The organism is Nocardia pseudovaccinii NBRC 100343 (genome assembly GCF_001613225.1).
Lineage (GTDB): Bacteria > Actinomycetota > Actinomycetes > Mycobacteriales > Mycobacteriaceae > Nocardia > Nocardia pseudovaccinii.
Window position 1 is genome coordinate 1 of the sequence record NZ_BDBY01000209.1, and the last position, 11,923, is coordinate 11,923.

The following is an 11,923-nucleotide window of genomic DNA, read 5'->3' on the forward strand; positions in this document are numbered from 1 at the left end:
GGCCGCCACTCAGGTCCGCGTGGCCGCCACTCAGGTCCGCGCGCACGTCACTCGGGTTCGCGCGGCCGTCGCTCGGGTCGGCGCGCCCACCACTCGGGTCGGCACCCCCCCGCGCAGGATCCACATGCCCGAGAGTCGGATCCGCGTGGCTGCGGGTCGGGTCCGGATTACCGCCGCTGAAGTCCACATGCCCGGGACTGGGATCCGCATAGCCACTGCTCGGGTCGGTATGGCCGCGAGTTGGGTTCACGAGGGTGTCACCACTGCCGTCTGACACGCCGTGTCGACTGTGCGGATGCGAAGTGCCGCCACCGAAATCCTCGCTGCCGTGTGCGGGGTGGGGATCTTCGTGCTCGCGCTGGTGCGGACCTTCAGTGGGCAGATCGGTGACCGTGCTGGTGATCTCGTCGTCGCCGATTCGGATGCTCTGTAGAGCGGGCAGCTCGAGGAGGAGGTCGACGGCTTCGGCGCGCATTGCGGCGAGTAGGGATTGGGGGTCGATATCGGGGTGCAGGCGCAGGACGATTTCGGTGTCTGCGTCTGATGGCGGGGTGGCGTCGGTCGGCCAAGCCAGGCGGAGGACGGGTGGTGTGAAGGTGTCGGCGGGGACGGTGATCGCGTTGTCACGCAGGGCTTTCCAGGTGAGTTCGTGGGAGAACCGTATGGAGCCGGTGGTCGATCGGACCTCGATCTCTTCGCTTACCGTGCGTACGGCGGTGAAGCCGACGCCGAACCGGCCGACGCTCGCGGCCGGATCCGCCTTGCCGGAAGCACGCAGTGCGGTCAGCGCGTGCACGCCCGAAAGATCCAGCGGTGCACCGGTATTCGAAATGTGCACGGCGCCGTCGACGAGACGCACCACCACCCGGCCCGCGACACCGGCCTTGGCCGCCGCATCCGCGGCATTCTGCGCCAATTCGGTCAGCAGCCGATCCCGATACCCCGCCCGCACCAGATCCGCCTCGGTCGCCGCATCCTCCCGCAACCGAGTAGGCGAATCACGCCAAGCCGCGAGAACCCCCGCCCGTAGCCCCGACGTCCCGAACGGATCCGCCGCCGATACCGCGCTCACCCCTGCAGCGATGACCCGAACTCCGGCCGAGCCGCAGCCCCGGGCCCGCTCCCACCCGCACTGTCAGCGGCGTCACCATCGGCACCGGCGACCCCGCCGTCAGCGTCCGCGACGCCACCGGCAGCACCGACCGCCTCGTCATGAACAACAGAGGCCCCGCCATCAGAGTCCGCAGTCGCACTGTCAGCGTCGGCTGCCCCGCGATCAACACCAGCAGTCTCGCCGTCAACGTGCACAACGCCACCGCCGATGTCCGCACTCGCACTGCCGAGATCGGCGGACTCGTCATCCACGCCCGTGATCTCGCCGCGAACGTGAGCAGCGCCGTCGATGCCCGCATCCCGACTGACAGAGTCGACCGACGCGCCATCAGCACCGGCGGTTTCGCCGTCAGCGTGAGCAATGCCGCCATCGACGTCCACACTCGCACCAGACGCGATGTCGGCGCCCGACTCCGGCTGCGACGCGGCCACTCCGGTGCTCGACTCAACTGCGGCGGTGTCGCCTGCTGCGCCACTCGCCACTGCCTCGGGAGCTACCTCGGCGCTCCCGGCGGTTGCACCGGACGCAAGCTCGGCACTCGACTCCCGCTGCGACGCAGCAGCTTCGGCGCTCGGATCTACCGAAGTGGGGAAGCTTGCCGAGCCCGCGCTGGCCGCGGCCTCAGGACCTGCCACGCTCTCGGCAGTCGCACCGTTCGGCTCGGTCTCGCGACTGATGGATGCACCCGTCGTCGATCCAACCGGGCCTTCCGTCGCATCCGCGCCGGGCGCGACTGCGCCGATCGACTCGCGGTCCGCATCGGATGCGCCAGCAGGCTCGACCACCACGCCCGGCTCAGCGACCACGTCAGCAGCAGGGCTGAATGTGGCTGCGGTGCTGGGTATGTCGGCCACACCCTGGGCGAGGACATCGGTCTCACCCGATGTGCTCGACTCTGCCGCAGCCTCGCCCGGCAGATGCGCAGCGTCCGACTCGACCGCGCTGGGCCGTTGGCTGCCGAAACGCGACGCAGCAGCGCCGTGCTCCGGGGAGGTCGGCTCAGCATTTGCAGCAGTCCGAGTTACGGCAGCCGCATCACCTGCCTCGGTGCCGACATTCGGTGCCACAGCATCCTCGACGACCGCCGAATCGGGCTCAGTCAGCGGACCAGCTGTCAGATCCACAGCAGCGTCACTGGGTTCGCTGCCCCCGCTCGGCGCGGCGGCATCGTGCGCGGCGGCCGTATTCGGCTCAACCGCAACATCATCCGACGCGGTGACAGCACTCGGTTCGACAGCGCTGGGCGACTCGGCCGCAATATCACTCGGTGCACCAACGACGGTCGACACAACGACATCGCCGGTCAGACCTTCAGCAGCATCAGTACCGGGCTCGCTGTCCACACCACCCGCGGAGAAATCAACCGCGGCATTCGGCTCGGCCGCAACGTCATCCGACGGGAGAGCAGTCGGCTCCACCGCGCTGGGCGACTCAGCCGCGGCAGCACTCGACGTATCAACGCCGGGCTCGACCGAAGTCGGCGCGACGACCTCACCGGTCAGATCTCCGGCGGCCTCAGCATCGGCATCGCTGTCCGCGCCGGGCATCGAGACATCGTGCGCAACCGACGCATTCGGCTCGGCCACAACATCATCCGACGAGTTGGCAGCCGACTCCACTGAGCTGGTCGCAACATCGCCGACCCCTGCCTCGCCCGGCTGGGTCGCGGTATCGGATGCGGCACGATCGCTCGGCTCGACCGTGGTCGGTTCGGCCGCGATCGCCGCATCACTGATGCCCGGCGCGGTGGAGGACTCACCCTCGATGGTCACCGCGTCCGGTGCGGTGGGCTTGCGCAATGCCTCCACCGGGATCACATCGAACGCCGCGTCGTCGTACGCCTCGTACAGCGGCGATCCGCCGCCGGTCGGGACCTCTACGTCGGAGTGCGCGCCGCAGCCGTATTCGGCGTGTACTACGTGACCGTCGGCGCCCATGGCGTTGCCGCAGACGCCGAAGGCGGAGCGGAGGGCGCCCGCGAGGGGGAGGTAGAAGCCGCAGCGGCCGCAGGTGGAGGGGGCGGCCTTGGCCATATCGGTTTCGGGGCCGTATTCGGAGTACCAGCGTTCGGCGGCTTCTTCGCGGCCCTCGCGGCTGAGCACCTTGGTACGGCCAAGGCCGATTTCCAGCGCGACCTCGTCGACGGCCGGATCGCCGCTCGCGACGTATCCGGGCACCAGCCGGGGATCATCGGCGGGCGGGGCGAGCAGGTCGCCGGGCGCCAGATCGCCGGGGCGGATGCGCTGCTCCCACGGGACGAAATCGGGTGCGACCAGCGCGTCCGGACCGGGCAGCAGCGCCGATTCGCTCACCGTCGCGTACTGCGCGTCCGGCGGGGCCGCCACCACGACCGCCCATTGCCAACCGCGGTAACCGGGCAGGGTGGCCTCGAACCGGTGCGTCGCCGCGGCATCGTCCTCGCCGGTGACACCGATATGCGCGCCGACACCCGTCGGCTCCAGCTCCAGGAGCGCACGGCGGGCCACGTCGACGGCATCGGCAAGGATCGGCCGCACGCCGGACTGCGAAACAGATACTGCGCTCACGGCCTACATTTTGCCGTATGGAGCGCAATCGGCGTTCGTTGGCCGTCGTTGTCCTGGTCAGCCTGCTCGGAATCACCGGGTGTGGCGGCTCGGACGACGATCCGCCGCGACTGCATATCGAGGTGGTCGGCACCCGTCCGCACGATCCACGGGCGTTTACCGAGGGTCTGGAGGTCGACGGCACCGTGCTCTACGAAGCCACCGGCATGCCGGGCGCGTCGGGCGTGCGCGCCACCGAACTGACGACCGGCAACGAACTGACCAGAGCCGAACTGCCCACGCCCTACTTCGGCGAAGGCGTCACCAAAGCCGGTGGCACCCTCTGGCAGCTCACCTGGAAGGACCGGGTCGCGATCGCCCGCGATCCGGCGACATTGGCCGAACGCGCCAGGGCGTCCTTCGACGGCGAGGGCTGGGGGCTGTGCACCCACGCGGGCAAAGTGGTGATGAGCAACGGCACCGACACCCTCACCTTCCGCGATCCGCTCACCTTCGCCGTGACCGGCACGGTTACCCTCACCACCCGAAACCGTGCCCACCTCAACGAACTCGATTGCGCCGCCGACGGTTCCGTCTACGCCAATTCCTATCCCACCGACGAGATCCTGCACATCGATCCCGAAACCGGCCGTGTGCTCGCGGTCATCGACGCGAGCGGACTGCTGCCCGCGACCGTGCGCGCGCGCACCGATGTGCTCAACGGCATCGCGCAGCTGCCCGGCACGGACCGCTTCCTGATCACCGGCAAATACTGGCCGACCATGTTCGAGGTCCGATTCGTACCGGACTGAGCTCACCTTTCCGGACGGCTTGGAGCGGCAATTGAACCCAAGTCGCCGATGTACGACAGAATTGACGTCGTGACTACTCCCCGCGATCCCTCCGGTTCCGACCGCGGTCCGTGGGATGGCGAGGAGTCCCCACCGATCCAGCGTCACCCCGGTTACGACCGCTACCCGCCACCCCACACCCCGCCCCGTCGGTCCCCGCTTCCGCCGCTGCCACCTGAACCACCACCGCAACGCCGCGAACCACCGCCGACCAAGCCGCTGCCCGGCGGATCCGCGAAACCGGCAGACCCGCCGCCGGAACCCGAAATTCCGGCCGAGCCGCAGCGCGTTCCACGCAAGCTGACCGTCACCCGGGTCGCCGCCATGCGCGGCCGTGAGCTCACCTCTCGTGGTGTCGCCACCTTCCAGCGCGCCGCCAAGGCCGACGGCGCCGACAAATCCGGCCTCACCGCGCTGACATACGCCACCATGGCGAACTTCGCCCTCGACGCCGCGATCGCGGTGGCCCTGGCCAACACACTGTTCTTCGCCAGCGCGACCGCGGAGAGCAAAACCAAAGTCGCGCTGTACCTATTGATCACTATCGCCCCGTTCGCGGTGATCGCCCCGCTCGTCGGACCGATGCTGGACCGACTACAGCGCGGCCGCCGCCTCGCACTCGCCACCTCCTTCGCCCTGCGCGTGGTGGTCGCGGTGGTACTGATCATCGCCTTCGACAGCTGGGCGCTGTATCCGCTCGCCCTGTGCATGATGATCGGCAGCAAATCGTTCTCGGTGCTCAAGAGTGCGGTGACGCCGCGCGTGCTGCCACCCGAAATCGACCTGGTGCGCACCAACTCTCGGCTCACCGTGTTCGGTCTGGTCGGCGGCACCATCGGGGCGGGCGCGGTCGCCGCACTCGCCGCCGCGATCGCCGGCTCCAATGGCGCACTGGTGCTGGCCGCCGCGATCGCGATCGCCGGAACCTTCCTGAGCCTGCGCATCCCGCGTTGGGTCGAGGTCACCGAGGGCGAGGTTCCGGCGACCCTCAGTTATCACGCGAAGACCGAAGTGTTCAGTCCGGCAACCGAAGCCACGGTTCCGCCGCGCAAGCGCAGGCAGCCGCTGGGCCGCGCGGTCGTGACCGGACTGTGGGGCAATGGCGCCATTCGCATCTTGACCGGCTTCCTGACGTTCTATGTGGCCTTCGTCGCCAAGGCGACCGAACACGGCGGCTGGCAGCAGGCCGCCATGCTCGGCGTGGTCGGCGTGGCCGCGGCGATCGGCAATTTCGTCGGGAACGCGACCGGCGCCCGGATCAAACTCGGTAAGCCGTCACTGATCGTGCTGGGCTGCACCGCGGCCTGCTGCGCGGTCGCCCTGCTCGCGGTCTTCCTCGACAATCTGCTCGGCGCCGCCTTGGCCACCCTGGTCGCGGCGGGTGCGAGCGCGCTGGCGAAAGTATCGCTGGACGCCTCCATCCAGGACGATCTGCCGCCGGAATCGATCGCGTCCGGCTTCGGCCGGTCCGAGACCGTACTGCAGCTCAGCTGGGTTCTCGGCGGCGCGGCGGGCGTGCTGATGCCGACCACCTATTGGCAGGGTTTCGCGTTCATCTCCGCGGTCCTGCTGTTCGGGCTGCTGCAGACCTTCATCAGCGACCGCGGCCACTCCCTGCTGCCCGGCCTCGGCGGCCATCGCCCCGAACATGCCGAGCAGGCGGTCGCGACCAACCGACACGCCGACGCCGACCGAGCCGCACAACGCGGCAAGGAGCGCGGTAGCGAAACTAAGCACATGCAACGAGGCACAGGAGATCCGATCTGTGAGTGAGCGCAGCGAACGAACCAAAGACACAGCAGCTTTGCTCGCGACAGAGCCGAGCGCCAGCGAGGCGCAGTCGTGAGCAAGCTCAGTACCCGCACCGTCGTCGCGCTATGCGCGGCGGCCCTTCTGGTGTTCACCGTCGCCTTCGTCGGCGTGTTGACGGTGTTCGTCCGCAACGCGGACCACCCCGACCCGACCGTCACCGCATACGCCCACGGCAAGACCGTCACGGTGTCCCCATTCCTGTATTGCACAGTGAAAATGGAGGACTGCAAGTACGGCGAGACCGTCATCCTGGACGTCCCCGCCGGATACCCGCTGCAGCTGTCGCTGCCGAAGAAGATCGCCGACGCGCCCTGGCTGGCGCAGCTGGTCTACGCCATGCCCACCGGCGAGAAGGTGGACCGGGTGGTGAGCCGCAACGATTTCCCCGAGGGTGCGCTCGCCGTCACCATCGATTCGAAGCCGGAGCCCGAATTGCGGCTCGTCGGTATCGAATTGCAGCTGCCGATCCTCGCGCGCGATGAGACGGGCCGCGAGTTCTACGTCCCGCATGCGGCCTGGTCGATCAGTACCTCGTCGTAGCGACTGAAAGGGTCGGCAGCGACTGCTCGCAGGTCGCTCGAAAAGGTCGGCCTGAAAACGATTCGCGCGCTGCCCGGTAAGCCGGGCAGCGCGCGTAATTCGTTATCCGCGAACGTCAGTGATCGAGTTCGCGCGCGACCGCCCGCACCACTTCCGAAATGCGCTGCGCGGTCTTGCGATCCGGGTACCTGCCCTTGCGCAGATCCGGCTGCACCTTGGCCTCGAGCAGGGTGATCATGTCCTCCACCATCCCGTGCAGCTCGTCCGGCGTGTGCTTGCGCGCGGCGGGTTCCTTGTGCGCACCGCGATCGCGGTCCTGACCCTGACGGACCGAGGGCGGCGATTCGAGCACCTTCAGACTCAGCGCCTGCGGGCCACGGCGACCGGCGGCCATGCCGAATTCGACACGCTGGCCGGGCTTGAGCCCATCGACGCCGTCGGGCAGCGCGGACGAACGGACATAGACATCCTCACCCTCGTCCTGGGAAAGGAAGCCGAAGCCCTTTTCGACGTCGTACCACTTCACCCTGCCGGTCGGCACTGCACTCACCCGTTCGTCATCGAAACTCGGGCCCCACTGGCCCGAGCACATCCGTCTGCCCAGGTGCTCGTCCGGCATACCGCCTCGGACAGCTCCTGTCAGTTTGCGAAAAGAACGCGCCCCACAGCTGTGCAGGACGCGATTGACACAGAGTCTACCCCGGTGCGAATAACGCAAGCACATCAGTTTTACGGTCGAGCAGTGACGAATCCATCCGCGCCACCGCCGCCGAGCCGCTCACCGCGCCGCGCGGGCGACCGGTTGCTGTACGTGGCACTCGGTCTGTTCGCGATCGGCTTGCTTGCGATCGTCGCCATATTCCTGACGCCAGTCCTCAGTGATTCCGACCCGGCACTATGGCTGTATCTGCTGGCGATGTTGGCGCCGCTCGGCTTCCTCTGCGCGATCGTTTTCGCACTGTGGTCCGGCCGACGATCGCGGTAAACCGGTTACCCCTGCTAATCGTTACCGAACCGTCAGTGTGATCCTCGTCACATAACGGCGCGATAACGGAGCGGCAGCGGCCCGTGACCGGCCCGTCCGCACCATGTCTCAGCTGCGCGGAAGCTTGTCCGCCGCAACCGATACCGGTCCGAGACCCACGCAGACCCGCCGGTTACCAAATAGTGATTTTTCGCGCCGATCGTCGTACGGTCTTACCCAGCCGGGACAACCGGCAACCACCGGCCCGCCGCATCAAACCTCACCCCGCGGGTACCGGACCCCAACGGAAGCAGGGGTGGGGGCGGGACGGACGACCTCTCAGTCCGGACCACGTGCAGATGCGTACGAGAGGCAGAAGAACCCGATATGAGTGGACGCCATCGCAAGCCAACCTCCACCGGGCGCACCGTAGCCAAGGTCGCCGTCACCGGCGCGATCATCGGCACCGCAGGTGTGGCTCTCGCTGGAAACGCCAGCGCGGCACCCGACCAGGATTGGGATCGCCTCGCGCAGTGCGAGGCCGGAGGCAACTGGGGCATCAACACCGGCAACGGTTTCCAGGGCGGACTGCAGTTCTCCCCCTCCACCTGGAATGCTCACGGCGGCGGCGAATACGCCGCGACCGCCAACCAGGCCACCCGCGAACAGCAGATCGCGGTCGCCGAGAAGGTGCTCGCCAGCCAGGGCTGGGGCGCTTGGCCCTCGTGCTCGTCCTCGCTCGGCTTGAGCAGCGGATCCACTCCGCGCACCGCCCCCTCCTCCACCGAGACCCCGCGCTGGAACCCGGCCCCGGCAGCCCCGGAGCAGGCCGCCGCCGACCCCAGCCAGCAGGTGTTCGACGCGATCGACCGCGCCGTCGCCGTCGTGCAAGGCCAGGGTGTGCAGATCCCGCAGGAAGCCCTCGATTTCTTCAATGCCGCCAAGGGCACCCAGCTCGACCCGGCAGTCGTGAGCTTCTACGAGGCGAACAAGGGCATGCTGCCCTCCTGAGTCGTCACAACGCAGACCGCACGAAGAAGGTCCCCGCATCATTGATGCGGGGACCTTCTTCGTATCGGCGGGTTTTCCGTCCAGGTACCGAGCGATGTGCCGCTCAGCGGTTGATCACCGTATTCGGGTGCATGTACGGCAGCTGATCGGCCGGAAGCGGAAACTCGGTGTCCTCACCGAACGGCGAGAGCCCACCGGAACGAGTCGACGACAGTTCGGTGACCGCATGGCCACCGTCCTCCACCGAGGGCCAGCCATGGTCGACATAGGGTTTCTTCGATTTGTTCACCACGTCCACATTGTGGCATGCGAGCGACCCGCCAGCACTCTGCCCTCCGCCGCTGCCCACGCCCGGCCATGGATAAACGACATCAACTAGGCTGACAAAATCGACAATATTCGGACTGCGACGCAACGACTGATCTCGAGAGCACATGGGTAACTCGTCGGGGAAGCCTGCGACCGAATCCCTGGCCGGGTGGCTCGCGGCCCGCAGCGATGCGCAGCTGGTGGCCCTGCTCGAACTCCGGCCCGATCTGGCCGTGCCACTGCCCTCCTCCATGGCGGTGCTCGCGGCCCGCGCCGAGCAGCGCGCGTCGGTCCTGCGTGCCACCGATGACCTGGACACACTCGAGTTCGCGATCGTGGAAACCCTTGCGGTGCATCGGGCGACGGGGCCGGACGGAACGCCGATGAGCCGCAAGGCATTGCGCGTGCAGTTGAAAGATCGGGTGAAGGTCGCGGCGATCGATGCCGCGCTGGCTCGCCTATCCGATCGCGCGCTGGTCTGGAATGTCGGAGACGACCTACATCTGATCCCGGCCACCGCCGAGGCGCTGCCGTGGCCGATCGGCAGCACCACCGAAATTCCGGATGCGCTGACCGAGCCCGAGGTGTCAGCGGCCCTCGCGGCCGTCTCCCCCGCCGAACGCGCGCTGCTGGACAAGCTGGCCACCACGGGCCCGCGCGGACGCACCAGGGACGCGGCTCCGGGCACACCGGCCGACCGCCCGATCCAGCAACTGCTCGGCCGCCGATTACTGCACTGGATCGACGAGGAGACGGTCGAACTTCCGGTCACCGTCGGCCAACTGCTGCGCCGGGAGCCGGTGACCCATCCGCACGCGCTGAAACCGCCGGAGCCGACGCCGACGAAGCACACCCCCACCGAAGTGAATGCGGTCGCGGCGGGCGAAGTGGGCGAGCTACTGCGGCACTGCGCCGACATTCTGGAGGCGCTCGGCCAGGCGCCCGCGCCCGCATTGCGGGCGGGTGGGCTCGGAGTGCGGGAGTTGCGCCGCATCGCCAAACAGACCGGTATCGACGAACCGCGCGCCGGACTGCTCGTCGAACTGCTCGCCGCGGCCAAACTTGTCGAAAAGGGTATGCCCGACCCGCCACCGGAATTCGACTCCACCGACGACTTCTGGGCCCCCACACCGGCCGCCGACGGCTGGCGCGACGCTCCGCCCGCGCGCCGCTGGGTGGCGCTGGCACAGGCCTGGCTGGACCTGGACCGCATGCCGTGGATGATCGGCATGCGCGACGCCAATGACAAACCGCTGGCGGCATTGGCGATCGAGCTGCGCACCCCGCACGCGCCGCGCGACCGTCGCACCATGCTGAATCTGCTCGCCGAATATCCGACCGGCACCGCACTGGCCCCCACCGATATCGGCCGACTGCTGGCCTGGCGGCAACCGCGGTGGCGCAGGCACTTTCGCGCCGAGGCGGTCGAGCACACGGTGGACGAGGCCGCGACGCTCGGTTTCATCGGGCACGGCGCGCTCGCCTCACCGGCGCGAGCATTGCTGCACGGCTCGCCGAACAGCGCGTCCGATGCCGAGGCCGAGATGGAATCGGCGCTGCCCGAGCCCATCGATCATGTGCTTGTCCAGGCGGATCTGACCGTCATCGCGCCCGGTCCGCTGACGCCGGAGCTACAGAACCGGGTGGCACTCGTGGCCGATATCGAATCCGCGGGTGCGGCAACGGTTTACCGGATCAGCGACACATCGGTGCGACGTGCGCTCGATGCCGGGATGACCGCGGCCGAACTGCATACGCTGTTCACCACCCATTCCCGCACACCGATCCCGCAGTCGCTGAGCTATCTGATCGATGACGTCGCGCGCAGGCACGGCCAGTTGCGGGCCGGTATGGCGCAGTCGTTCGTCCGCAGTGACGATCCGGCACTGCTCGCTCAGGTGCTGAGCTCGCCGGTGGCGGCCGAACTCGCGCTGCGGGCAATCGCGCCCACCGTCGCCATTGCCCAGGCCCCGCTCGGCGAATTGCTCGAGCGGTTGCGTGCGGCCGGATTCGCCCCGGCCGGTGAGGATTCCGCGGGCACCATTGTCGATCTGCGCCCACGCGGCGCCCGGATCGCGGTGCGTCCGCATGCCAGGCAGCCATATCGTCCGACGCCGCCGAGCACCGAGCAGCTGACACTGCTCGTCGCGGAGCTGCGTGCGGGTGATCGGGCCGCCAGCGCCCGCAACGGCCAGGCGGTGCGCCCGGACGGCACCAGAACCAGTACCGCCGCAACCCTGGCGCTGCTGCAATTGGCGGCGCGGGTGCGGCGGTCGGTCAATATCGGTTATGTCGACGCCCAGGGCGTCGCGTCACAGCGCGTGGTCGAACCGTTGAAGGTCGGCAACGGCCAGCTCGACGCACTGGACCCGGTGACCGGCGCGATCCGGCATTTCACCTTGCACCGGATCGCGTCGGTCGCACTACTCGAGTAATCAGCCCTTGGCTGCGCCGAGGCAGAAGGTGACCTTCGGGTCCGGGACGGTTACGAAGCTGGTCGCGTCGGCGCCACACTGCAATTCGTCGGCCTGACCGTCGATGCGCTGCACCACCTTGAAGGTGGCTTCGGAAGAGGAGCAGTCCACGTACTTGTACGGGTTCGTGCCGACGTCGGCGTAGCAGCTACCCTGCTTGAAGTTCGGCGCGAGGCACATGTAGGCCTGGCCGCCACTGACCAGATCCTCGGTGTAGGTGGTGTATTCGGCCGCGCATTCGACCTTCTTGTCCGCGGTCTGGAATACCTTGTAAACCGCCTTCGGCGACGAGCAGTCGACCGGCTCGGACTTGGTGGCCGATG

11 protein-coding genes are annotated in these 11,923 nt (G+C 68.1%); 6 read left to right on the plus strand and 5 right to left on the minus strand.

Translation table 11 applies throughout. The features are described from left to right. A partial coding sequence (locus NP3_RS50670) for a sacsin N-terminal ATP-binding-like domain-containing protein (protein WP_373864790.1) occupies positions 1-1,072 on the minus strand: 1,072 nt, incomplete at its 3' end. After that, the gene (locus tag NP3_RS51615) at positions 1,069-3,660 is read right to left on the minus strand and encodes a DUF3027 domain-containing protein (protein ID WP_373864791.1); all 2,592 of its coding nucleotides are present in this window, start codon (positions 3,658-3,660) and stop codon (positions 1,069-1,071) included. The genes NP3_RS51615 and NP3_RS50670, both read right to left, overlap by 4 nt. Before the next feature lie 17 nt (positions 3,661-3,677). Here NP3_RS51615 and NP3_RS26950 point away from each other — a divergent pair, with 17 nt between their 5' ends. The 3 genes from NP3_RS26950 (at position 3,678) to NP3_RS26960 (ending at position 6,842) form a co-directional block, all read left to right on the plus strand. After that, positions 3,678-4,451 (plus strand): glutaminyl-peptide cyclotransferase, encoded by a 774-nt coding sequence (locus tag NP3_RS26950; protein WP_063044409.1) that lies wholly within the window; start codon positions 3,678-3,680, stop codon positions 4,449-4,451. Positions 4,452-4,520: 69 nt separating this feature from the next. Next, positions 4,521-6,263, plus strand: coding sequence for an MFS transporter (locus NP3_RS26955; protein ID WP_063044416.1), 1,743 nt, complete (start codon positions 4,521-4,523; stop codon positions 6,261-6,263). Between the two features lie 69 nt (positions 6,264-6,332). Further along, a complete protein-coding gene (locus NP3_RS26960; RefSeq protein WP_063044410.1) occupies positions 6,333-6,842 on the plus strand; it encodes a DUF2771 domain-containing protein in 510 nt (169 codons plus the stop codon). Between the two features lie 115 nt (positions 6,843-6,957). Here NP3_RS26960 and NP3_RS26965 read toward each other — a convergent pair whose 3' ends face one another. Then, entirely contained in the window at positions 6,958-7,383 is a 426-nt protein-coding gene (locus NP3_RS26965) for a cold-shock protein (RefSeq protein ID WP_063044411.1), read from the minus strand. Positions 7,384-7,584: 201 nt separating this feature from the next. On the opposite strand from NP3_RS26965, the gene NP3_RS26970 reads away from it, so the two are divergent. Further along, positions 7,585-7,827: a hypothetical protein gene (locus tag NP3_RS26970; RefSeq protein WP_063044412.1), complete on the plus strand. Its 243-nt coding sequence runs from the start codon at positions 7,585-7,587 to the stop codon at positions 7,825-7,827. Positions 7,828-8,193: 366 nt separating this feature from the next. Then, positions 8,194-8,817 carry a transglycosylase family protein gene (locus tag NP3_RS26975; RefSeq protein WP_063044413.1) on the plus strand — a complete coding sequence of 208 codons (624 nt, stop codon included), beginning with the start codon at positions 8,194-8,196 and terminating at the stop codon, positions 8,815-8,817. Positions 8,818-8,920: 103 nt separating this feature from the next. Here the strand turns inward: NP3_RS26975 and NP3_RS26980 are convergent, their stop codons facing one another. Next, complete coding sequence (locus NP3_RS26980; protein WP_063044417.1) at positions 8,921-9,109, minus strand: hypothetical protein; 189 nt, start codon at positions 9,107-9,109, stop codon at positions 8,921-8,923. 142 nt (positions 9,110-9,251) lie between these two features. Here NP3_RS26980 and NP3_RS26985 point away from each other — a divergent pair, with 142 nt between their 5' ends. Then, a complete protein-coding gene (locus NP3_RS26985) occupies positions 9,252-11,561 on the plus strand; it encodes a helicase-associated domain-containing protein (protein ID WP_063044414.1) in 2,310 nt (769 codons plus the stop codon). On the opposite strand, the gene NP3_RS49290 is transcribed toward NP3_RS26985, so the two are convergent. Then, positions 11,562-11,923 (minus strand): LppU/SCO3897 family protein (locus NP3_RS49290; RefSeq protein WP_063044415.1); only part of this gene is annotated, 362 nt, incomplete at its 5' end.

Excerpts from the sequence above, each read along its gene's own strand:
- NP3_RS26975 (WP_063044413.1), top strand. The coding sequence starts at position 8,194 with ATGAGTGGACGCCATCGCAAGCCAACCTCCACCGGGCGCACCGTAGCC.
- NP3_RS26950 (WP_063044409.1), top strand. The coding sequence starts at position 3,678 with ATGGAGCGCAATCGGCGTTCGTTGGCCGTCGTTGTCCTGGTCAGCCTG.
- NP3_RS26985 (WP_063044414.1), top strand. The coding sequence starts at position 9,252 with ATGGGTAACTCGTCGGGGAAGCCTGCGACCGAATCCCTGGCCGGGTGG.